Source organism: Rhodopseudomonas rhenobacensis (genome assembly GCF_014203125.1).
Lineage (GTDB): Bacteria > Pseudomonadota > Alphaproteobacteria > Rhizobiales > Xanthobacteraceae > Rhodopseudomonas_A > Rhodopseudomonas_A rhenobacensis.
In genome coordinates, this window is record NZ_JACHIH010000007.1 from 110,157 (window position 1) to 130,587 (window position 20,431).

23 protein-coding genes and 1 pseudogene are annotated in these 20,431 nt (G+C 63.6%); 10 read left to right on the forward strand and 14 right to left on the reverse strand.

All coding sequences use genetic code 11. The features are described 5' to 3' along the window. Positions 1-114: 114 nt before the first annotated feature. From HNR60_RS08415 to HNR60_RS08430, 4 genes are all read right to left on the reverse strand, one after another. Positions 115-1,380, reverse strand: coding sequence for a nitrogenase component 1 (locus HNR60_RS08415; protein WP_184256324.1), 1,266 nt, complete (start codon positions 1,378-1,380; stop codon positions 115-117). Then, complete coding sequence (locus HNR60_RS08420) at positions 1,381-2,742, reverse strand: nitrogenase component 1 (protein WP_184256326.1); 1,362 nt, start codon at positions 2,740-2,742, stop codon at positions 1,381-1,383. Further along, positions 2,743-3,618 (reverse strand): nucleotide-binding protein, encoded by an 876-nt coding sequence (locus HNR60_RS08425; protein WP_184256328.1) that lies wholly within the window; start codon positions 3,616-3,618, stop codon positions 2,743-2,745. A gap of 117 nt (positions 3,619-3,735) precedes the next feature. Continuing rightward, a complete protein-coding gene (locus tag HNR60_RS08430; RefSeq protein WP_184256330.1) occupies positions 3,736-4,950 on the reverse strand; it encodes a radical SAM protein in 1,215 nt (404 codons plus the stop codon). Between the two features lie 421 nt (positions 4,951-5,371). On the opposite strand from HNR60_RS08430, the gene HNR60_RS08435 reads away from it, so the two are divergent. From HNR60_RS08435 to HNR60_RS08460, 6 genes are all read left to right on the forward strand, one after another. Further along, on the forward strand, positions 5,372-6,334 hold the full coding sequence (locus HNR60_RS08435) for an aliphatic sulfonate ABC transporter substrate-binding protein (RefSeq protein ID WP_184256332.1): 963 nt from the start codon (positions 5,372-5,374) through the stop codon (positions 6,332-6,334). A 254-nt stretch (positions 6,335-6,588) separates the two neighbouring features. Next, positions 6,589-7,545, forward strand: coding sequence for an aliphatic sulfonate ABC transporter substrate-binding protein (locus HNR60_RS08440; RefSeq protein WP_184256334.1), 957 nt, complete (start codon positions 6,589-6,591; stop codon positions 7,543-7,545). 71 nt (positions 7,546-7,616) lie between these two features. After that, entirely contained in the window at positions 7,617-8,783 is a 1,167-nt protein-coding gene (gene ssuD / locus HNR60_RS08445) for an FMNH2-dependent alkanesulfonate monooxygenase (RefSeq protein ID WP_184256336.1), read from the forward strand. Beyond that, a complete protein-coding gene (gene ssuC / locus HNR60_RS08450) occupies positions 8,780-9,592 on the forward strand; it encodes an aliphatic sulfonate ABC transporter permease SsuC (RefSeq protein ID WP_184256338.1) in 813 nt (270 codons plus the stop codon). The genes ssuD and ssuC overlap by 4 nt, the downstream gene beginning before the upstream one ends. A gap of 1 nt (position 9,593) precedes the next feature. Then, positions 9,594-10,439: an ATP-binding cassette domain-containing protein gene (locus tag HNR60_RS08455; RefSeq protein ID WP_184256340.1), complete on the forward strand. Its 846-nt coding sequence runs from the start codon at positions 9,594-9,596 to the stop codon at positions 10,437-10,439. Positions 10,440-10,447: 8 nt separating this feature from the next. Then, on the forward strand, positions 10,448-11,032 hold the full coding sequence (locus HNR60_RS08460; RefSeq protein WP_184256342.1) for a flavin reductase family protein: 585 nt from the start codon (positions 10,448-10,450) through the stop codon (positions 11,030-11,032). A gap of 637 nt (positions 11,033-11,669) precedes the next feature. On the opposite strand, the pseudogene HNR60_RS24110 reads toward HNR60_RS08460, so the two are convergent. From HNR60_RS24110 to HNR60_RS08480, 4 genes and pseudogenes are all read right to left on the reverse strand, one after another. Next, positions 11,670-12,011: pseudogene (locus HNR60_RS24110) on the reverse strand (hypothetical protein); the annotation flags it as partial. Between the two features lie 106 nt (positions 12,012-12,117). Next, positions 12,118-12,516 carry a hypothetical protein gene (locus tag HNR60_RS08470; protein ID WP_184256345.1) on the reverse strand — a complete coding sequence of 133 codons (399 nt, stop codon included), beginning with the start codon at positions 12,514-12,516 and terminating at the stop codon, positions 12,118-12,120. Between the two features lie 288 nt (positions 12,517-12,804). Continuing rightward, positions 12,805-14,910, reverse strand: a complete 2,106-nt coding sequence (locus HNR60_RS08475; protein WP_184256347.1) for a hypothetical protein — start codon at positions 14,908-14,910, stop codon at positions 12,805-12,807. 415 nt (positions 14,911-15,325) lie between these two features. Next, the gene (locus HNR60_RS08480) at positions 15,326-15,724 is read right to left on the reverse strand and encodes a hypothetical protein (RefSeq protein ID WP_184256349.1); all 399 of its coding nucleotides are present in this window, start codon (positions 15,722-15,724) and stop codon (positions 15,326-15,328) included. Positions 15,725-15,901: 177 nt separating this feature from the next. Between HNR60_RS08480 and HNR60_RS08485 the strand changes: the two genes are divergently transcribed. The 4 genes from HNR60_RS08485 (at position 15,902) to HNR60_RS08500 (ending at position 18,083) form a co-directional block, all read left to right on the forward strand. Next, positions 15,902-17,308, forward strand: a complete 1,407-nt coding sequence (locus HNR60_RS08485) for an AAA family ATPase (RefSeq protein WP_184256351.1) — start codon at positions 15,902-15,904, stop codon at positions 17,306-17,308. Positions 17,309-17,426: 118 nt separating this feature from the next. Continuing rightward, the gene (locus tag HNR60_RS08490; protein WP_184256353.1) at positions 17,427-17,720 is read left to right on the forward strand and encodes a hypothetical protein; all 294 of its coding nucleotides are present in this window, start codon (positions 17,427-17,429) and stop codon (positions 17,718-17,720) included. Next, positions 17,717-17,914, forward strand: coding sequence for a hypothetical protein (locus HNR60_RS08495; RefSeq protein WP_184256355.1), 198 nt, complete (start codon positions 17,717-17,719; stop codon positions 17,912-17,914). The genes HNR60_RS08490 and HNR60_RS08495 overlap by 4 nt, the downstream gene beginning before the upstream one ends. Further along, on the forward strand, positions 17,907-18,083 hold the full coding sequence (locus HNR60_RS08500) for a hypothetical protein (protein ID WP_184256357.1): 177 nt from the start codon (positions 17,907-17,909) through the stop codon (positions 18,081-18,083). Before HNR60_RS08495 ends, HNR60_RS08500 begins: the two co-directional genes overlap by 8 nt. Before the next feature lie 97 nt (positions 18,084-18,180). Here HNR60_RS08500 and HNR60_RS08505 read toward each other — a convergent pair whose 3' ends face one another. The 6 genes from HNR60_RS08505 to HNR60_RS08530 form a co-directional block, all read right to left on the reverse strand. Further along, positions 18,181-18,525: a hypothetical protein gene (locus HNR60_RS08505; protein ID WP_184256359.1), complete on the reverse strand. Its 345-nt coding sequence runs from the start codon at positions 18,523-18,525 to the stop codon at positions 18,181-18,183. Between the two features lie 30 nt (positions 18,526-18,555). Then, on the reverse strand, positions 18,556-18,861 hold the full coding sequence (locus HNR60_RS08510; RefSeq protein WP_184256361.1) for a hypothetical protein: 306 nt from the start codon (positions 18,859-18,861) through the stop codon (positions 18,556-18,558). Next, on the reverse strand, positions 18,861-19,070 hold the full coding sequence (locus tag HNR60_RS08515) for a hypothetical protein (protein ID WP_184256363.1): 210 nt from the start codon (positions 19,068-19,070) through the stop codon (positions 18,861-18,863). The genes HNR60_RS08510 and HNR60_RS08515 overlap by 1 nt, the downstream gene beginning before the upstream one ends. Then, a complete protein-coding gene (locus HNR60_RS08520) occupies positions 19,070-19,441 on the reverse strand; it encodes a hypothetical protein (RefSeq protein WP_184256365.1) in 372 nt (123 codons plus the stop codon). Before HNR60_RS08520 ends, HNR60_RS08515 begins: the two co-directional genes overlap by 1 nt. An 81-nt stretch (positions 19,442-19,522) precedes the next feature. Further along, positions 19,523-19,966: a hypothetical protein gene (locus tag HNR60_RS08525; protein ID WP_184256367.1), complete on the reverse strand. Its 444-nt coding sequence runs from the start codon at positions 19,964-19,966 to the stop codon at positions 19,523-19,525. Then, positions 19,966-20,241 (reverse strand): hypothetical protein, encoded by a 276-nt coding sequence (locus HNR60_RS08530; RefSeq protein WP_184256369.1) that lies wholly within the window; start codon positions 20,239-20,241, stop codon positions 19,966-19,968. Before HNR60_RS08530 ends, HNR60_RS08525 begins: the two co-directional genes overlap by 1 nt. Positions 20,242-20,431 lie beyond the last annotated feature (190 nt).

The following is a 20,431-nucleotide window of genomic DNA, read 5'->3' on the forward strand; positions in this document are numbered from 1 at the left end:
ACGAAAGCCGTTTTCGTAATTGCGCTGCACGACGCAACAAACCTCCGCTGCTAAGCGCAGTCGGAGTTATCTGTTTCATGGCGAGTGCTGGACCGGCTGCAACGCCGCGCGTAACTATCCGATCGCGAGGATCTGTTCGATCAAGGCGAGGCCACCGCGGAAGCCGCCGAGACCCGCAACCAGCCGATGCTTGCCGGTCGGGACCGCGACTTCGATCAGCGGAATACCGAGTTCGTCCGCGACGGAGCGTTCGATCGCGCTGCCGAGCACGATCTCTGCGCCGGAGCCCCGCAGGATGTCGTCGATGCCGCCGGCGTCCTCGATGAATTGGACCTCTGCAAGGCTCTCAGCGAGAGCGTCGCGGACCTCAGGCGCGGGGTCGTCGGTGATCAGGGTTGCTCGCGCGGTCCAGCCCAGCGTCTCGGTTAGGAATCGCGAAAGCCCCGCGGCGTGCAGGCTCGGCGCCACCACGGCGAAATCGCGCTGCGCCTGGCGGCGATAGAGCGCCTCGGCGACGGCGTCGAGCAGGTAGGCTTCGCGCCGGATCTCTTTGGCCAGATAGGACTCTGCCTCCGCAGGGCGCGGCGATATCAGCCCGGCAACCCGACGCAGCAGATCGACCGAGGCGTCGGCGCCGACGGGAAGGCCGGTGACCTGCAGCCAGGGAATGCCGAACCGCGATTGCAGCGCGCGCGCCGGCTCCAGCCCCCAGGGCGACACCACCAGGCTGAGTTCGGCCTGCGGCAGAGCGCGCAGGCTATCGACGCCTCCATCGGGCCCGAATAGCGAATTGGCGTGCAGTCCGATGCCGGCGAGCATCCGCGACAGTTCGTCGAGTTCGGCCAGCCAGAACGCGTCCTGCTGCGGCACGATGCCGAGGATATTGACGAGGCTCACGCGCGTGCCGCCCGGTGCCGGATCAAACGCCACCCGTTGCGCGATGACACCCTTGAGAAAGGCCTCGTAGCCCTGATAGGCCGAGCCGCGGAAACCGGCCGTCGCGATTTCGATCGCCGGCTCACCCTGATTGCGGACGTCCTGCACCATGGCGGCGACGTCGTCGCCGATCATCTCGGCGGGGCACCCGCTCAGCACCACGGTCAACTCGCCATCGACCAGGCCGATGGCGTTCTTGACCTGCTCGCGCAACCGCGAGCCGCCGCCGAAAACGATGTGCTTTTCGGAGAGATTGCTGCTGGGCACCGCGAGGCGGCGGTCGTCGCCGAGGCATCCTCCGCCGGCGAGAGCCGACTGATAAGCCTGGACGCCGCAGCCGGGCGTGGAATGTAACAGCGGCGTCACGCCGTCGATCGCGGCGGCGGTGAACAGCGCGCCGTGCAACGCGCAGCCGCTGCGCGAGCGCGTGAGCGGAATCGCCATCTACTTGACCTCGAGTTTGATGTACCAGTCCGGGCTGCGCTTGAACCATCCTGGCTGATAGTCCCCGCGTCCGCCGGCGAGACGTTGCACCAGCGCGGTGTTGCCAAGCGCCCGCGAGGCCCGCCGCGCCAGCCGCGCGACGCCGCGGTAGCCGAGCAGTTCATCCGCGTCGATCGACAGCGCGGGAATTCCCGATCGTGCGGCGAGTGCTGCGAGGTCTGCCGGGCCGATGAACAGATCCGGCGCCAGCCGGCGCAACCGATTGGCGTGCTCGAACGGCTGCCCGTCGGCGACGTGCAGCGGCAGATCCGGCCGCTTCACCGCAAAGTCCTGCAACGCGCCGATATGAGTTCTGTCGATATGGTCGACGCTGATGCCGACCAGCTCTCCTTCCAGTTCGACAATCAGATCGCCGAGTGCAAAGGCGGTGGCGGGCGCCGCCGCCACGGCGACGCGACGCCCCGACAGCGTCTCCAGCCCCGATGCTTCGATGCCGGCCGGCACTGTCCGTCCCGTCGCCGCTGCAATCGCTGCCACAAAATGATTGGTCGCCGCGGTGCCGACCGGCGGCGGCAGCCGCAGCAAGGGCACGCCATGCACGGCAGCCAGACCGTCGCCAAGCGCCGCAGTGCTGTCGGGGTCGACCGTGACGCTGAGCGCGGCCGTCGCCGCGCGACGGAAGCCTTCCGCATCCGCGGCGTGGGGTAGCCGGTTGACCGTCAGCCCGAGTGACTGCAGTTCGCGTTCCAGGGCGACGAGGCCTGGGCCGGCCTGCGTCGCCAGCAGATTGACGAGGTCGTCGCGTCGCGCCTGTTCGGCGGGCGGCACCAGTTGCAGCACGGCTTGGGCGGCGGCGTCGAAGCCGGTGGCGGCGATCCGCGAGCGGAAGCCGTCGGTGCGGACCTCGATCACCGGGATGTCGAGCTCTTCGCTGAGCTCCAGCGCAGCGGCGCGGATGTCGTCATTGTTGATCGCGATCACCGGCGTGGCGACGATGAACACCGCCCAGGGCCGATGCCGTCGGACCAGCGCCCGCACGGTGTCGGAGAGGATGGTTTCGGAGCCGAGGATGGTGTCGCGCTGGTCGAGATTGGTCACCGCCCAGGCGCCCTGCGGGGCAAACCGCGTCAAGGCGGCGGAGCAGCCGCGGGCGCCATGCACCACGATGGCGGTGCCGCGGATCGCGCCGAGCACCGCCAGGGCGCGGATCAGATCGTCGGGCGCGCTCTGCGCAAAGGTGCGGATGCGGTCCGCGGATTGACCGCTTAGCAGTTCGGCGACCAGCGGAGCGACGTCCCCGAGATAGGCGCCGATCGCGCCGAGCCGCTTCTCGCGGATCAGCAGATGCGGTAGGCGAGCCACTCAGATCGCCTCCTGTGGCGCGACGATGCCGGCCTCGACGCCGAACACACGGTCGCCCCAGTCCCGCGCCCAGGCCTTCAGCGCCGGGCCATTCAGCGGCTTCGGCACGGTGCTCTCGTGGTTCTCCGCAATATGCCGGGCCAGCGCGCGATAGACGTCCGCCTGGGCGGAGCGCGGCTGCGCTTCGATCACGGTCTTGCCGTAGAGTTCGCTCTGCGCCACCACCTGCGAGCGCGGCACGTAGCCGACCACGCTGGTGCCGGTGCGTGCGGCGAAATCATCGATCAGCGACGCGGCGTAGGGCGTCTGGATCGAGTTGGCGATCACGCCACCGAGCCGGGCGCCGCCGGAGGGCGCGTATTTGCTGATCGCCTTGAACAGATTGTTGGCGGCGAAAATCGCCATGAAGTCCGACGAGGTGACCACATAGGCGGAGTCGGCGATGCCGTTGCGGATCGGCACCGCGAAGCCGCCGCACACCACGTCGCCGAGCACGTCGTAGAGCACGAAGTCCGGCTTGAACTGTTCGAACAACTCCAGCTCATGCAGCAGATCGACCGCGGCGTTGATGCCGCGCCCGGCGCAGCCGACGCCGGGCACCGGGCCGCCGGCCTCAATGCACAGCACGCCGGCGAAGCCGGTCGCCGAAACATCGGCGATCGACGGCCTGCCGCGCTCGCGCAAACTGTCGAGCACGGTCGGCAGATCGTCGCCGCCACGCAGGATGTTGGTGGAATCGCTCTTCGGATCGCAGCCGATCTGGATCACGCGGAAACCGGCGTCAGCCAATGCCGCGCTGATATTCGACGTGGTGGTCGACTTGCCGATGCCGCCCTTGCCGTAGATCGCGATGTGTTTGGGTTTTCGTTCAGTCACAGGGCCTCCGGGAAATCAGCAAGTTGCAATCGGGTGCGCGGCGCGATTCCGCGCACCGCGCCTGGCGCGTAAGCACAGCTTGGCAGTCGAGTTGCCGCAATGCCGCAGCGGTCGCGATTATTCCGCCGCCACCAGCCGCTTGGTTTCGGCGAACACCGGCAGCAACTCGTCCTCGATCCGCCAGATGTCGTGCTGCAAGCTGTCGGAGGAGGCGTGGCAGTCGTAGATCTGCTGATAGCTGAAGCCGTTCTTTTTCCAGATCGCGACCTGCTTATGCGCCAAGTCGAGATACCAGCCGGGCTCCGGCGAGCGATGGCCTTCGAGCTCCGAGCCGGGATTCGGGCACCACACCGTCGCGGTGCCGACCACGCCTTTCGAGGCGAGATATTCCAGTCCGGCCACCGTGCTTTTCTTCGGCTCGATGCCGGCAACGATGTTGGAGCGCACCCGGCCGTGGCCGAACACCTTGGCGGCGTATTCCAGCGCCTTGACCCAGTGCTCCCAGCCGCCGCTGCCGCGGGCCTTGCCCGGGCAGATCGCGTTGTAGATGCCCTTGTCCCAGATCTCGATGTTCATCGCGGTGGTGCGGTAGCCGGATTCCTTGAAGCGATCGATGTTGCGCAGGTCGAGCGGCGCGGCCACCGTAGCGGTGCCGTTGAAGTCGTCGAGCCCGGTGTGGCGCTGGATCGATTCGGCGACGTCGAGATAATAGTCAAGTTCGCGGCGCTCCGGGATGATGCCGCCGCTGACCGTCAGGTGATCAATCTCGCCGAAGCGATAGGCCTGCGCCGCCGTCTCGCCGATCTGCTTGGCGTTCTTCCAGAACGGACGCTCGGCACCGTACACGTCCCTGGTGTAGTTGATGTTGCAGAACAGGCAGTCCTCGCCCTTCTCCTTGTAGGAGCACTCGTTGCTGTAGACGATGAACAGATGGCGCTGGGCATAATGCGCGCCGATGTTTGACATCTCGATGCCGTCCGAGGTCTTGGCGCCGTAGAATTTCGGTCGCGGCTGGAATTCCACGTCGGCCAGCACCTCGTTGCCGTGGATCAGCACGGTGCGCTCGCCGATCAGATCGATCCGATAGGTCGATTTCGGATTCCAGCGAAACGGCACCGTCAACCCGTGCGGCAGCTGGAAGTGCGACGGCAATTCGGTGGTGTGGATCTCGAAATCCATCTCGAACAGGCAGTGCACCTGTTCCTGCGCCTTCACCCCCGGCTGGATCAGCTCGAGCGCCTCGCCACTGATGGCGACGCCGTTGATGCCAAGTTCGGCCTTCAGCGCCAATTCGCGCCACAGCTGGTCCTTCAATTCACCGACTGTCGTCATTGATCCGTCCTTAGGTTTCGCCGAGGCGTCACGCCGCGATCGCAGGCACGCCGCGAAGCTGCAATCGGCCTCGATGCAGGCGGTGGAGGCCGGTGCGTTGATAGTGACCTAACTTATCGGGCGATCGACCCAAGGCAATTTCGAAAATCCGCCCGATGGCGGACGAAACTGCTCGGTGAACGGCGCGGCAAAGCAAATCAATCCTTGGCAATACTCCGGTAGGGCGCGGCCGTGCGGCGATCGCTTGCTCCGACGCAGAACCTCCATCAGGAGAGGAACTTGGTCGCCGGCCTTCGTAACTAATCAGGTTTGTTGCGCACGTCGTCTGATCTTTGAAACAACAATCCGAGGATTTCGGCCTAGCCTTGTCGGTTCAGCGATCTCGCATCGCGTAGCCGGGACAATGGAGCAAAGTCGACATATGCAGCAGACCCGAAGAGCGCTTATCGGCGCATTGGCCATCGCATTGCTGACCATGGCGGGTGCGGCACCGTCGCCGGCCGCGGCGGATGATCTGAAGGAAGTCCGCATCGGTTTCCAGCGGGCGGGCATCTTCCCGGCCACCAAACAACGCCACACCGTCGAGGACGCCTTCAAATCGCGCGGCATCGATGTGAAGTGGGTGGAGTTCGCGTTCGGGCCGCCATTGCTCGAGGCGCTCAACACCGGCAACATCGATTACGGCTACACCGGCGATGCGCCGCCGGTGTTCGCACAGGCCGCCCGGGCCAATTTGCTGTATGTCGCGGCATTGCCGTCGGCCGGCAAGAACGAGGCGATCGTCGTTCCCGAGAACTCACCGATCAAAACGGTGGCGGATTTGAAGGGCAAGCGGGTCGGCTTCGCCAAGGCCTCGAGTTCGCACAACACCACGGTGGCCGCGCTGGAAAAGGCCGGGCTGTCGTATTCCGATATCACCCCGGTGTATCTGGCGCCGGCCGATGCCGCGGTAGCCTTCGCCGGCGGCAATCTCGACGCTTGGACGATCTGGGATCCCTATCTGGCGCTGGTCGAAAAGGGCAAGGTCCGGGTGATCGTCTCGGCCAAGGACGTCCACGAGGCCAACGCCTTCTTCCTCGCCAACCGCGACTTCACCGCCAAGCATCCCGACGTCGTCGCCAAGCTCAACCAGATCTTCGCCGATGAATCGGTGTGGGCCACCAGTCACCACGCCGAGATCGTCAAGGCGTTGCACGAGTCGACGGGCCTGGAGACCGAAGCGTTGACCCGCGCGGTGGATCGCACACAATTCCTGGTCACCCCGGTGACCGACAAGGTGACCGCGACCCAGCAGACCGTCGCCGATCGCTTCCACAAGCTCGGCCTCGTTCCAAAGCCGGTCGACGTCAAGGAGATCGTCTGGACCTGGACGCCGGGGTCGTAACGGTTGGCAAAGCAGCGGCGCGATGAACGACGGCCGTCGGTTGGCTGCTGTGCGGGAGCTTGCGCCGGCGATCTTGCTGCCGAGGGATGAAACAGCCAAAGCGTCGCAGCGCGGGTTCCGGCAATAAACCCATCGCCGCGGCGCCGATGTACAGCGCGGTCATTGCTATTTCGGCCGGACCCTCGACACCCATCGCCGGCAATACCATCATCCATTAGTTGAATAATGAGCGGCAGCGGCGCGGAGACCGACGCATGAGGCGCAGGCAGTTCCTGAAATTATCGGCTGGCGCCGCGGTGCTCGCCGCGTTGTCGTCGCCGTCGCGGGCGCAATCCTCGGCGCCGCTCAACGAAATCCGCATCGGCTATCAGAAGAACGGAGTGCTGGTCGTCGCGCGGCAGCGCGCCACGCTGGAGGCACATTTTGCGCCGCAGGGCATTGCCGTGAAGTGGGTCGAGTTTTCCTCCGGTCCGCCGATGCTGGAGGCGATGAATGTCGGCAGCGTCGATTTCGGCGCGGTCGGCGATTCGCCGCCGATCTTCGCGCAGGCCGCCGAGGCTGCGATCGTCTACGCGGCCGGGCAGCCGATCACCACCGGGCAAGGCATCCTGGTTCCGCAGAATTCTCCGATCCGCACGCTCGCGGATCTGAAGGGCAAACGGGTTGGCTTCACCAAGGGGTCCAGCGCGCACAATGTGCTGGTGCTGGCGTTGGAAAAGGCCGGGCTCAGCTACGCCGATATCATTCCGGTCTATCTGACGCCGCCGGACGCCGGGCCGGCCTTCGCCAATGGCAGTATCGAGGCCTGGTCGATCTGGGACCCGTATTTTGCGATCGGCGAAACCAAGCAGAACGGCCGCATCCTGGTCCATGCGTCCGAGGTCGGCAAGACGAACGCCTTCTTCATCGCCAACCGCGATTTCGCCAAGACCCACGGCGACGTGTTGCAGCAAATCATCGACGTCACCGCGGCCACCGCGCGATGGGCGGAAGGCAATCGCGGCGAGGTCGCCAAGGCGCTGAGCGCGGTGACCGGGATTCCCCTCGACATCCAGACCGTCGCCGCCGACCGCAATGCTTTCGTGGTCGGTCCGATCACCGAGGACATCGTGACGACGCAGCAGGACGTTGCTGATCGGTTCTTCAAGCTCGGGCTCATTCCGAAGCCGATCGTGGTGCGCGACGCGGTGTGGAAGCTGAGCCAGACATGATCCTCACGCGGGCGGCCGCCCTGTTTGTCCCTCAACGACAAAAAGCCTGATCTGACACGGAGAACCGACCGATGAGCGTCTCGCAATCGCCCGCCAATTTTCTCTGGTTCTTGCCGACCCACGGCGACGGCCATTATCTCGGCACCGACGTCGGCGCACGAGAGGTGAACTTCAACTATCTGCGGCAGATCGCGCAGGCCGCCGATCAGCTCGGCTATTTCGGCGTGCTGCTGCCGACCGGGCGAAGCTGCGAGGACTCCTGGATCACCGCCTCGGCGGTAGCGCCATGGACCGAGCGGCTGCGCTATCTGGTGGCGGTGCGGCCCGGGTTGCAGTCGCCGAGCGTCGCGGCGCGGATGACCGCGACGCTCGACCGCGTCAGCAATGGGCGGGTGCTGATCAACGTTGTCACCGGTGGCGATCCGGTGGAGAACAAGGGCGACGGCGTGTTCCTCGCGCACGACGAGCGCTACGCCGTGACCCGCGAATTCCTCACCGTCTACAGCGATCTGTTGGCCGGCAAGACGGTGAATTTTCAGGGCCAGCACATTCGCATCGAGGATGGCCGGCTGTTGTTTCCGCCGGTGCAGCTGCCGCGCCCGCCATTGTATTTCGGCGGCTCGTCGGACGCCGGCATCGACGTCGCCGCCGACACTGTCGACAAATATTTGACCTGGGGCGAGCCGCCGGCGCAGGTCGCCGAGAAGGTCGCCAAGGTCAAAGCGGTCGCCGAGCCGCGCGGCCGCAAGCTGTCGTTCGGCATCCGGCTGCACGTCATCGTGCGCGAGACCAACGAGGAGGCGTGGCGGGCGGCGGACGACCTGATCCGCTACGTCACCGACGACACCATCGCGGCGGCGCAAAAGATTTTCGCGCGAATGGATTCAGTGGGGCAGCAGCGGATGGCGCAGCTGCATGGCGGACGGCGCGACAAGCTCGAGATCAGTCCCAATCTGTGGGCCGGGGTGGGGCTGGTGCGCGGCGGCGCCGGCACCGCGCTGGTCGGCGATCCGCAGACCGTGGCGGCGCGCATCAAGGAATATCAGGAGGTCGGCGTCGATACGTTCATCCTGTCCGGCTATCCGCATCTCGAGGAAGTCTATCGCTTCGCCGAACTGGTGTTCCCGCTGCTGTCGTTGCAGCGCCCCAGCAATGTGACGCCGTTGCGCGCCAACACCGGGCAGTTCGGCGAGACCATCGCTAATGAGCGGCTGCCGTTGAAGCAGGCCCAGCCATGAGCCTGATCGAAAGCCTGCCGCGACTACGCACGCTGCGTCTGCCGCGCGCCGACGGTCTGATCCAGTGGATCGTGCCGCTGTTGATTCTGCTGATCTGGCAACTGGCGTGCAGCAGCGGCTTCGTGCCGTCGCGGGTGCTGCCGGCGCCGAGCGATGTGGTGCTGGCGGGATGGAAGCTGCTGCTGTCCGGCGAACTGGTGCGCAACATCTGGGTCAGCTTCTGGCGCGCCAGCGTCGGATTCGCGATCGGCGGCGGCATCGGCTTTGCCTTCGGGCTCGCCAACGGGCTGTCGTCGCTGTCGAACAAATTGTCCGACACCACGCTGCAGATGGTGCGCAACGTGCCGCATCTGGCGCTGATCCCGCTGGTGATCCTGTGGTTCGGCATCGACGAGCAGGCCAAGCTGTTCCTGGTCGCGCTCGGCGTGTTTTTCCCGATCTATCTCAACACGCTGCACGGCATCCGCACCGTCGATCCGCAGCTGATCGAGATGGGTCGGATCTACGGCATGAGCAATGCCGAATTGTTCCGCCGGGTGATCTTCCCCGGCGCGCTGCCATCGATCTTCGTCGGGGTGCGGTTTGCGCTCGGCATCATGTGGCTGACGCTGATCGTCGCCGAGACCATCGCGGCGTCGTCGGGGCTCGGCTACATGGCGATGCAGGCCCGCGAATTCATGCTGATCGACGTGGTCGTGCTCAGCATCCTGATCTACGCGCTGCTCGGCAAGGTCGCCGACAGCACCGCGCGGTTGCTCGAGCGGTTGACGCTGTCGTGGCACCCGGCCTTCCAGAACGGTGAGGACTAACATGCAGGAGCCACTCCGTTTGCTTCTATCGGACGCGCAGGCGGTCGATTCCATCGAATTCGTCGAGGAGGCCCGGCTGGCGCGCTGGAGCAGCGAGGCGGACTCCCGCGGGCTGTCGCTGACGATCCGCGGATTGCGCAAATCGTTCGGCGACAACGAGGTGCTGCGTGACATCGATCTGCACATTCCGTCAGGCCAGTTCGTCGCCATCGTCGGCCGCAGCGGCTGCGGCAAGAGCACGTTGTTGCGCCTGATTGCCGGGCTCGATCAGCCGACCGCAGGCCACATCACATTCGGCGAACAGACCCGTCCGGAAGACATCCGCATCATGTTTCAGGAGCCGCGGCTGTTGCCCTGGGCGCGGGTGCTGTCGAACGTCGAGGTCGGGCTCGGTAGCCAGCGCAAGTCGGCCGACGCCAAGGCGCGCGCCGAACAGGCGCTGGTCGAGGTCGGACTGCAGGAGAAGCGTGGGCAATGGCCGGCGGTGCTGTCCGGCGGCCAGAAGCAGCGCGTTGCGCTGGCCCGCGCGCTGGTCAGCCGTCCGCGCCTGTTGGCCTTCGACGAGCCGCTCGGCGCGCTCGACGCGCTCACGCGAATTTCGATGCAGCGATTGCTGGAGCGGGTCTGGCACGAGCAGAGCTTCACCGCGATCCTGGTGACCCACGACGTCGCCGAGGCCGTGGCGCTGGCCGACCGCGTGCTGGTGATCGAGGACGGCCGCATCGCCAACGACGTCACCATCGATCTTAAGCGGCCGCGCGAGCGCGGTTCGGCTGAACTCGCCGGGCTGGAAGGGGCGATCCTGCGTGATCTGCTCCAAGGTGCCGACGGCACGACAGACTTGTGAGGCTTTCCATGACAACGGCCGTCCAGGATACTGCGATCGAACCCAGCGCTTCTCCGGCAAAGTTTCGCGCCGCGATGCGTCATCTGACCGGCGGCGTCTGCGTGATCACCGTCGGCCGCGAGCTGGACATTTCCGGCATGACGGTGACGTCGGTAGCATCGCTGGCAATCGACCCGCCGACGCTGATCGTCAGCATCAACCGGCAGTCGTCGTCCTGGCCTTTGCTACAGCGCTATCGATCGTTCGGCGTCAATATCCTGACCGCCGATCAGGTCGACATCGCCGAACGGTTTTCCGGCGGCAACGGATTGCAGGGCATCGACCGGTTTTCCGGGGCGGAATGGGTGAGCGGCGTCTCCGGCGCGCCGCTGCTGGTCGGGGGGTTGGCTGCTATCGACTGCAAGGTCGATGAAATCGTCGAACGCCACTCTCACGCCGTCGTCATCGGCCGTGTCCTGAATCTGCAGCAATCGGCGTGCAAAGCCGGACTTGCGTATTGGCAAGGACGTTACGTCGCCATCGACCGGGACGAAGATGCAGTCAGATTGGCGGAGGTCAGCCTGCCGACCGCCCGGGCGCTGTGGGAAATATGACAGGCCCGGCCGCTATTTCGAAAGCACTGTCTTCGCATCGACCACCGGCAACTAAGCCATTTGCTCTCCGATCCAGCCAAAATATTCTTGGCGTTGGTCCCACTATGACAGGTTCAAATCGTAGATCTGCGGTGATCGTCTTTCCGCTTAGAGGTAGGCTCGAGATGTGTCTTCAATACTCTGAGCTTGCCATCATCAGCTTTCCTCTTTGCACCAAGAAGTGAGTACCGTTCGACTTCCGCAAGAGCGACAATGGTCTTCCCCCGGCACAGGTTGATGAGTGGAGGAGAGGATATTAACTACGAAAATGTGCTCTCCAATTTATGCCATTTTGATATCAACGCACCTCGTCTGCAGGTGAACGACTCGTCTTGTAGGTCAAAAAAAGCGCGGCCAAAAATGGAAGAAAAGGATAAGAGAGGCTGACCATTGGCGAGCGGCCGGGAGGGTCAACGTCCGCCGTGCCGCTTTCGCTCGTGCCGAGAATGGGAATCTGCGCAAATTGCCGATGGCTGTCCTCATTCTCGAGTGGACCTCATGATGAACGCACATTGGCGCAGGTATCGAAACGGTTGTCGACTTCGGGCATTGTTTCAGCCCACGCCCGGAACGCCTGCAGCAGATTGATTGGTTCATCCAGACCCTCGCGGCGCATCAGAACATGAAGACGGCGATAGCTAAGCCGGCGGCGGAAGGCGGCCAACTCGCGCAGCCGGACCCGGCATGCCGCCTCGTCCGGCCGCCTTCTCCGGTAGCGCATCGACGTGCGATTCACGCGCGGTGCCGTACACGCCCGCCGCTCGCTCACCTCGAAAGGCGAATCGTAGACGAGCGACGGCCTCTCGCCTCTCGGCGGGCGTCACCATTTTTTTCGCGGCAACGTCCTTGAGCACGGCGTTGTCGAGCATCGCTCGGCTAAAAGCTTCTTCAGCTTGGCATTCTCGTCCTCCAGCGTCTTCAATCGTGTGGCGTCTCCGATGATCTGCTCTTCCGTGCCGACTTGGCATCATGGGTGCATCTCTTCCGAGGTGATGGACTCTACCCATTCTTGGAATTGGCGGGGCTCAGGTCAGCATCAATAATACTCACTCCCGATTCTCGTCCTCGTCGTCAGCCGGTGGCGGCGTGCGCCAACGCTTTCGGAGCCGGCGCATGACTTCACGTGCCTCGGACAGCCGGTAGCCGCGGCCGTGCAGATCCAGCAATGCGACCGCCAAAATCCGGCCGCTGGCCTCGTCGAAATCTTTCTGTTCCGCCGTGCAGACGGCTTTCAGCAGCGCCATTGCGATGACCGCGGCTTCCGGCCGTCTCAGTTGATCGTTCTGAAGCCGCCAGCCCGCGACGCGCAGCCTGGATTTGGCTTTCCTCGGCGTATCCAAGGAGATGGCAGCATCCGGCGTAGCAATTCGACTCTGCGGCCGGTTGTCCGACCGATAGAGACCGGTGCGCGACAGCTCGTTTAAACGTGCGATTTCTGTGCTCATGCCGCCGTTATCCAGCGACGTCCTGCAAGCTGCAAGTAGCCAATGCAGCATCGTGACGAACGATACCTTGGACGGCGGACCGAACGATATCCCGGGCGGTCGACACCATGGCGGCGCTGGTGACGGCATGGCTCGTCAGGATGGTCGACAGCGCTTGGAGTGGAGAACACCCGCCGGGTCTGATCTGCTGAATCCTGACGAGGCCGACGGCGTCCGTCGGTTGCAGGTAGACGTTTGGCCGTTAAGCCGGCACCGCAGCCCGCAGCGAGCATGCACCTGCCGTCGGGTTCAGGCGTACCCGGTCCTGGTAGCGATTGAGTCTAGCCCAGCGTTCGGACGACAGCGTGCTATCAGGCAGGCCGGTGTCGGAACGCGTCCGTTTTCCGTTGGCGACAGCCGGACGGTCTGACGACGGTACCGTGATTGGCCGTTTGACGGACAGGAAGTTTTGATCAAGGTGCTGGATGCAGGTCTGACTATATATCTTCCGACAGCTTGGTGGAATTCGATACCCAAATGATGGCAGGCCTTCTCAAACGTGTTGTACGCGTAGGATTTTTTGAACGCTTTCGAATCGATCATCGCTTTGATGAAGGCCGGCTTCCGGATGCAGCCGGTGGCCTTCATCGCCTCCTTGACCGCGATAACGTACTTTTGGAATAGCACGTCCGAGTTCTGCTCCCGCGAGCGCCGTCCGGCCTCTTGCTGCCGCTCTTCGGCCGTCGGCATCGTGAATCTGGTGTCGCGATCGCGGCCGCGGCGGCCGGTGCGCTCCTTGTGCTTGTCGGCGGCGCAGTAGCGGGCGGCGAACGTCGTCCGGCGGTCAAGGATTCGATCGAGCTCGTCGCTGGCCCCGAGCTCGGCCTCGAGTGCCGGTCGGACGAGGCTGTCGAAATATCCGGCCAGGCGCTGCTGCGTCGAGCCGGCGGCGACGAACTCGGGGCGGGAGATCGCAAGCTCTCGATAGACGGTCGGCATCAATTCCGCGCCGACGCGATTCCATATCTCATTTGACGGCGTCGATCCGATTTGGCTGCGAACTATGTGAGCGCGCCGCGCCATGTCGGCCTCGTCGACGTGCAGATCCAAGGCATCCATCAAACAAGGGCGGGCGTCGACCGTTCCGTCGGCGGCCGGTTTGCGGCGGCCGAGGCGGTGGCGGTTGACACCGTTGGCGATGACGCAGGTGAAAAACGGAGACGTCGCGCCTTTTGTTTTGTAGACGTTGTGCTGGGCCGGATCGGCGCCGAGATCGATGAGTTTGCCGACGAGCGCACGCTGGATGCGGTGGTAAAAATCGATCGGTGCCTTTCGGCAGCGCTTGTCACCGACCCAGCGCAGATTGCCGTCAGCGTCGGCCTCCTGGCGTCGGACGTCGTTCCAGACGGTTTGCTCGAGAATCCAGATCAGATGAGGGCGAACGAATTGGCCGTGGTCCATGCGTCCGGTGATGAAATTCGGCATCGCCCAGGATTCGAATTTTTCCCGCAGCGCCGTCATCAGATCCTCGACGCTCGTCCAGTTGGAATCGAGCTCGACGATGATCGCGCCGAGGCGTTTCATGTCCAGCACGTGATACGGAGCGGTGAGCATCAACGCCTTGCTGTCGCCGCCTCCGACAAACGTCTTTTCGTTGCCGACCCGGAGCCGGTCCTTGCGCGGCAGGATCTGCGGCCAGAACGCGAGCATAGGGTCTAGATGCGACCGCAACACGCCATCGCCGAGGAATTCGCCGAACGCATCATACCCGCCGCCGGCGATCCGGCCGCCGGGATAGTAGAATCCGTGGCGGTATAAGTCTGCGACCTGCTGCTTCACGGTCCGCGCGCGCTCGGCGGCCTTTTTCGCCTGCCCGAACTTCTCGGCGGCGACGAATTCCTCGTCTGCTGTCAACGTTACAGCGATCTGTTTCGCCGCCGCAGCGGCTCGTTTCGCGAGTTTTTTTGCTCGGGCTTCGAGTCGAGCTTCGTGCTCGGTGCGGGCGCGCTCCTGACTCGCGGTCATAAAAGCCACCAATCCAGCATGCGCCGGGTCGGCGGCGTGGGACGTGTATTTCCATGCCTCGTCGTGCGCGAGGCGCGCCGGAGCGACGTAAGCCTGCTCGACGACGACAGTGCCGTCCGCCAGCTGCTCATACTCTCGTCGCTGCACGAATGCGACGACGCCATTCGGGCTGCCGATGTCGCGGTCGATCTGCGGCGGCGTCGCAGGCCGCGCTCCGTGCGCGTCCAGCGCGGCGGCCAAGGCGGCCATTGCCCCGCCGGCTTCACGCAATTTCTCGTCGCTCGCGCGGTCGCTGGCCAACGCGTCCAGACACCTGTCGCGATGCCACTCGGTCTGTGCGGCCCGGGTCTCGGCAACGTAGCGGATGCGTGGTTTGTATGTTCGGGCCATGCGATCTCGGGCGAGGGTGAGCGCGCGAGTATCTGCCGCGGTACGCACGACAGGCAAGCGCGGCGCCGAAGATTCGACGGAGCAATCCTCCGAGAGTCGAAATGATTTCGATGAGCCGAGATTGGCAACTTTGACGACGTGAGTATCGCTGTCGGAATGCGATAAAATCCTTCGACTCTCGAAAGAAATTCCTTCGATTCTCGAAGGATTTTCTCGTCAAGTTCTTCGTTTAACTGCCATTTCCTGGAACGACTTTTCAGATGTCGAGATGGCGACGCCTAGATAGACACGGAACGAATCCTTCGAGAGTCGAAGGATTCGTTCCGTGGGTAATCCCAATAATCCTTCGAGAGTCGAATTGATTTCAATCACGTGAAATGACCCACTGTAACATTCCGTGATCATCCGACGGCCTTCACCGTCGCTTCGGCGCCGGCGGCAGTTTTGCGAAATCCTCGAGCGTAAATCGCGCGCCGGCCGACCTCGCCGCGAACGTCTGAAACGGCGTCCGGCTCGCCGCCATCTGTTTCACCGGGTGGTCCTCCGGATACTCGATCCTGCGCCCGATCGCGTCCAAAATGTCGTATCCCCAGGTGTTATTAATCGTCGCGATCATTAATCGCTCGATGAACGCCGTCCGAACCTCGCCGTTGAGGCGGGCGACTTTGTTGAGTTCCGCCGTCAGATCCGGATGAATCCTGAACGCGATGCGGTCCGTCCGCAGATCGCCGGGATCAACGCGCGGACGCCCGGGCCCGCCCTCCGACGGCTTCTTCGCGGGTTTCTTCTTCGTCGTTTTCGAATCCTTCACCATTTCCCAATCGACTCCTTGAAACAGAAATCGTGTTGCCTCTAAAGTCACGCATGGACAACGAAAACTCATTCGTGCCGATCGGCGTCGTACTTCAGCGGCTGCTGATTCTCATCGCGGAAGATCGCGCGGAATTCGTTGCGCCGCAAGCGTTTCGTGACGCCTCTGAAGGACCTCACAATGCACCTACTCGCGGATTTGTTGCTAACCGACGACTGGAAGACCGCGCTGGCGAAGGTCGCGTTCGCGACGAATGAGGCGCGGCCCGACCTCCGCATCGACCGGCGTACTGTCTCAAATTTGGATCAAAGCTACGGCAGTAGCCGCCGTTTCGATTGCCGCGACGTAGCGCGCCGGCTCAAGCACGACGCGGACCATCTCGACCTCGCGTGGTTGATGCTGGCGGCGAACCCACGCAATCCCGTCGTCACCGCCGGATTTCTTGATCGGCTCGAAGATGTGGTTGTGAAGTGGGCGGACGGTGAGGGGATTGATACGTGCCTACTCAATCATAATGCGATGCGTAGACTAGAGCGCTGGCTGAAGATCCGTGACGGCATGACGTCGCAGCACATCGATTTTTTTCACGCAACGTCGGATGCCGGATGGAAAGAGACCAAGCGAATCGCCGAGATCGCCGAGAAGGCTGAGAAGAACCACGCTGAAACACCCGCCGAGGAGGCGCGTCGGCTCGCCGGGATCACTAAGCCGGACTCCGCGGACGCCTCCGAACCGATGGTGCCGGCTACTGTCGTGATCCCGGCGAACGCCGAGAAGCTTGCCGAGCCATATAAGTCGTTGGCAGGCAAGGCGCTGCCGCTCGTCATGACGCCGGAGCTTGCGCCCTTGCGTACCGCGCTGCGCGCCGAGTTTCCGCACGCGCATGCGGCGGTCGACATGATGATGATCGATCTCCGCGAAGGCGAACCGCTGGCCTGGCGACCGTTCCTGTTGCTCGGCGATCCCGGCTGCGGCAAGAGTCGATTAGTCCGCCGTCTGTGCGAGCATCTCGGCGCCAAGCTGCGCCGCTACGACGGCGCCGCGTCGGCAGACAACGCTTTCGGCGGCACCCCAAAGCGCTGGTCGACGGCGTCGCCGTCGTTCCCGACGCTCGTCGTCGCTCAAACCAAGTCGGCGAATCCGGTGGTGATGATCGACGAGATCGATAAAGCGGGCGGGAACGGCTGGAACGGTAGCCTCGGCAACGCGCTGATGCCGTTTCTAGAGCGTGAGACCGCGCGTAACTATCCAGACGTCGGCCTCGATCTCGAAGTCGATCTGTCGCGTCTCAGCTACGCGGCAACCGCCAATGACGTCACGTCGCTGCCGGCGCCCCTGCGCGACCGCATGCGGGTCATCCGCGTGCCGACACCCGGCGTCGACCACCTCCCGATGCTGACGGCCTCCATTCTGCGCGACGTCGCCGCCGACCGTGGCGTCGACGTCGAATGGATGGAGCCGCTCGCACCGGACGAACTCGAAGTCGTCGCGCGGGCGTGGCGGGGTGGCGACATGAGCGTGCGCAAGCTGCAGAAAATCGTCAGCGCCACCGTCACCGCGCGCGACGAGTTCGCGAGCCGGCATTGATTCTGTCGAGAGGGGGGCGGCGGCCAGAAAGCGCTGCAAATGCTGTCTTCTATGAGCTTTTGGCTCGCATTTTAGCCCTGGGGGGCGGCGCCGAAAAGTGCCGCCGAGGAGTTTGATAATGATGAACAGGAATCTCGTCGCCGCGCTCGTCGATCGCGACCGCATCCGCAAAGACGGCTGGCGGCCGGGCCCGGACGAACTCGACGGCGCGCCGCTGATCGACGACTACGTGTGGGCACGCGACGGCGATGATCCGAACGTCGTCGTCGTGATTGGCGTTGTCGCCGGCTCCGATGGACGCGTAGTTGCGACGCCGGCGCTCGTTGAGGTCGACCGCGAGAGTCGGCAATGGGTGCGCACCGTGACCGGATGGTACCGGCTCGGGCGGCCGCGTGAGGAGAGTGGGCGATGATCGATGTTACTGTGACTGAAAATGGCGAGACGCTGGCGACGTTGTCGTTCGACGACGCGGACATGTTCTACGAAATCCGCGGCATGCGAATCCGGCTCGCCGGCGCCGTGATCGCCAGCCGAGGCGCGCCGATCTGGCAACGCGTCGCGCACGCCGCGGTGATGGCCGCGAATATGAGGCCCGATCGTGACTGATCACGACGAGCGCGAGGCTATCTACATGTCGTTTTGTACGATTTTGCTGATCGAGCGCGCGACGCTTTCCGAATTCGCGCACTCGCAACTGCGCGCATGGGTCTCCGGCGCCGTCTCGATTGATGTGGCTCGTCTGAACATTGTTCAACATCGACAGCGTTCAAATTAGCTGCTATCAACTCAGCATGACCACCGCCCGCGACACCCGCCAGATATCGCGCTCCTGATCGACAGATCCGGGGCAGCACTGGTTGTGCGGGAGGGATTTATATCCCCTTGGCAGCGGACTGCTGTTTGCGGCCGGGTTCGATCCCCGGGCCCCGGACCATTTCTGGCGTCGAGGCGATCGCAGACTCTATCATTTTCTGCAAGCGATCCTTGTTTGCCCACAGCAGTGCCTTGCCTTTGTCCGTCAGCCATCCGGAGCGCAGCGAGACTCCGCATTCGATCAGCCCGTGGTCGTATGACCGCTCCATCGCGCTGTAGCAGACTTTGATCGGCTGCCCCGTGAATTCAGACAAGATCTCCGGCGGCCACTTCGTCATGTTGATCGACTTCGACACGGCCACGGCAAGGCACACCAGATCGTCGGGAACATCTTTTCTAGCCATCGCTCAATCCTTCCCTTTCCACAACGGACATCACGTAGCGACGGAAATCGTGGCACCACCGGTGCTCCAGTTCGATTCGATACTGAGCACGGCGTGTCCTGGCGCAACACGCTCGATGTCATGAAGGCCGACGTCGACCTTGCCGCCTGCATTGAGAACGGTGGCCGCAAGCCACATTTGATAGCCGTCGACAAGCGACTGAAGATTGATGATGTAGTCTGCGGCGTCATTGAAGTTGTTAGCACGAAGGTCTTTGATCAGTGTCGCATGGTTCGCCGCCTGGTCGTGTTCCTCAGCAGCGGTGGTCAGAGCGCGGCTATCGGTCATGTCTGTCATCACTGTATCTCCTCGATTCTTGCCAGCCTCGCCGCCATGCGCTCGATCTGACGCCACAGCGGCTGGTCGGCGTCGATCGGCGATCCGACGGTGATCGTTTTGAGTCCGGGGGATCGCATGACGATGCTCCCGGCGTCCGAGATGTTGACGGTCGCGAGACGTGATGTTCTGTCCTCGGTCGTCCGCGTGATGACGATTTCGATGCCCATCAGTACGGCCCCGTGTACGTGGATTTGGCGGCCAGGCGGTCGCGGTCGAAGAGCGGGGCGGCACATGCCGCAGCGACAGCCGCCTGTAGCGCGATGTCGCTTGCTATGCTGCGGTTGGGGCGGCTGGCGATGTCCTCGATGTCGAGCTCCTCGACGCTCCATCCGTCACACGTGCTTCGTATGCTGAAGAGCTTGCCGCCTGAGCAAATGACCATGCTGCCATCGGGTAGCTCACGCGCTCCGAACTTCTTCCACGCGGCCGCGGATTCGGCCTCGATGCGCTCCATGAGCGAGATGAGAGCGGGCGAGATGGCGACTGGCTGGCGCGTCTCGGCGGCGGTGTAGCTGGTCAGCGTGCTGGTCTTCGTCATGGCGTGCAGCCTCCTCGTTTCAGATGTCGAACTTCCGCGGGCCAGGCGGCGCGGCGTTGAAGCGGGTGGGCGCGGACATCACTAATCCTCCCAATCAGGCGCTTCGAGATCGTAGGTCCACCCGATTGCGGCCATAGCCTCAGCAAACTCGCTGCTGACGACATCAATCGGAAGGCCGCAGCAGTAGAAATCGAGGTAGTTGCCGGTGCCGCGGATGGCGGCAATCATGTCTCCAGCAGCGCGCGCCGAATAGAGCGCTGTGTCGCCTCCGACATGCCTCCATTCGACGTTCGTCACTGCGCTCCACATCGCCTCCGCGACGTCCGTGTCGGACCTGATTCGGTCGCCCAGCACGCGCTCGACATCCATCTCGAACAGGTCGTCGGTGTTGAGCCCGCGTCCGGACATGATCCCTCCAATGCCGCCCCAGCGCTTCACGCGGTAGAAATCGAGACGGTTGAACGTTTTCGGCGTGTTAGTTACCACAGCTAAATCTCCTCGATTGGATTTACCGACAGAATCCATCACAGATCCCTCTCCGGTTTGCCGGTCAACGCGGCCCGATACGGCTCCCAATTCTTCAGCGGATTAACCACCTCAGCGACACTCACTTTCTGCGGCGCCGGAATGACCTGGAACAGTTCGCTCGGGTGGAAATCGGCGACCGCGACGATGCTGACGCTACGCTCCGCTTCGTCTGCAATGATCCGCGCATCGTATTCGCAGCCATCATCAATCACGCTGACGTTGTAGTCGCCGGGGAGCGTTTGCAGGTATCCGATCAGTTCAGTTACGGTCATCGCGCGTCTCCTTCTGCGTCCACTTGATAGCTCCCACCGCATCACCTCGGATGACAACGTCCGCGCACTCGAAGCAGACCGGTCCTTCGCAGGGGCCGCCTGAACCGGCGATGTTGCGTCCGCATAGCGAGCAATCGATGCAAGCGGCCGATGCGAACACGGGCCGCGTTGGAACGACGGTGACGCGACG

Bases quoted from the DNA above. Each gene is read 5' to 3' on its own strand.
- HNR60_RS08480 (WP_184256349.1), bottom strand. From the start codon at position 15,724: ATGGTGAAGGATTCGAAAACGACGAAGAAGAAACCCGCGAAGAAGCCG.
- HNR60_RS08460 (WP_184256342.1), top strand. From the start codon at position 10,448: ATGACAACGGCCGTCCAGGATACTGCGATCGAACCCAGCGCTTCTCCG.
- HNR60_RS08510 (WP_184256361.1), bottom strand. From the start codon at position 18,861: ATGACAGACATGACCGATAGCCGCGCTCTGACCACCGCTGCTGAGGAA.
- HNR60_RS08430 (WP_184256330.1), bottom strand. From the start codon at position 4,950: ATGACGACAGTCGGTGAATTGAAGGACCAGCTGTGGCGCGAATTGGCG.
- HNR60_RS08495 (WP_184256355.1), top strand. From the start codon at position 17,717: ATGATCGATGTTACTGTGACTGAAAATGGCGAGACGCTGGCGACGTTG.
- HNR60_RS08415 (WP_184256324.1), bottom strand. From the start codon at position 1,380: ATGGCGATTCCGCTCACGCGCTCGCGCAGCGGCTGCGCGTTGCACGGC.
- ssuC (WP_184256338.1), top strand. From the start codon at position 8,780: ATGAGCCTGATCGAAAGCCTGCCGCGACTACGCACGCTGCGTCTGCCG.
- ssuD (WP_184256336.1), top strand. From the start codon at position 7,617: ATGAGCGTCTCGCAATCGCCCGCCAATTTTCTCTGGTTCTTGCCGACC.
- HNR60_RS08505 (WP_184256359.1), bottom strand. From the start codon at position 18,525: ATGGCTAGAAAAGATGTTCCCGACGATCTGGTGTGCCTTGCCGTGGCC.
- HNR60_RS08515 (WP_184256363.1), bottom strand. From the start codon at position 19,070: ATGGGCATCGAAATCGTCATCACGCGGACGACCGAGGACAGAACATCA.
- HNR60_RS08520 (WP_184256365.1), bottom strand. From the start codon at position 19,441: ATGACGAAGACCAGCACGCTGACCAGCTACACCGCCGCCGAGACGCGC.
- HNR60_RS08440 (WP_184256334.1), top strand. From the start codon at position 6,589: ATGAGGCGCAGGCAGTTCCTGAAATTATCGGCTGGCGCCGCGGTGCTC.
- HNR60_RS08485 (WP_184256351.1), top strand. From the start codon at position 15,902: ATGCACCTACTCGCGGATTTGTTGCTAACCGACGACTGGAAGACCGCG.
- HNR60_RS08475 (WP_184256347.1), bottom strand. From the start codon at position 14,910: ATGGCCCGAACATACAAACCACGCATCCGCTACGTTGCCGAGACCCGG.
- HNR60_RS08455 (WP_184256340.1), top strand. From the start codon at position 9,594: ATGCAGGAGCCACTCCGTTTGCTTCTATCGGACGCGCAGGCGGTCGAT.
- HNR60_RS08525 (WP_184256367.1), bottom strand. From the start codon at position 19,966: ATGGATTCTGTCGGTAAATCCAATCGAGGAGATTTAGCTGTGGTAACT.
- HNR60_RS08435 (WP_184256332.1), top strand. From the start codon at position 5,372: ATGCAGCAGACCCGAAGAGCGCTTATCGGCGCATTGGCCATCGCATTG.
- HNR60_RS08470 (WP_184256345.1), bottom strand. From the start codon at position 12,516: ATGAGCACAGAAATCGCACGTTTAAACGAGCTGTCGCGCACCGGTCTC.
- HNR60_RS08490 (WP_184256353.1), top strand. From the start codon at position 17,427: ATGATGAACAGGAATCTCGTCGCCGCGCTCGTCGATCGCGACCGCATC.
- HNR60_RS08530 (WP_184256369.1), bottom strand. From the start codon at position 20,241: ATGACCGTAACTGAACTGATCGGATACCTGCAAACGCTCCCCGGCGAC.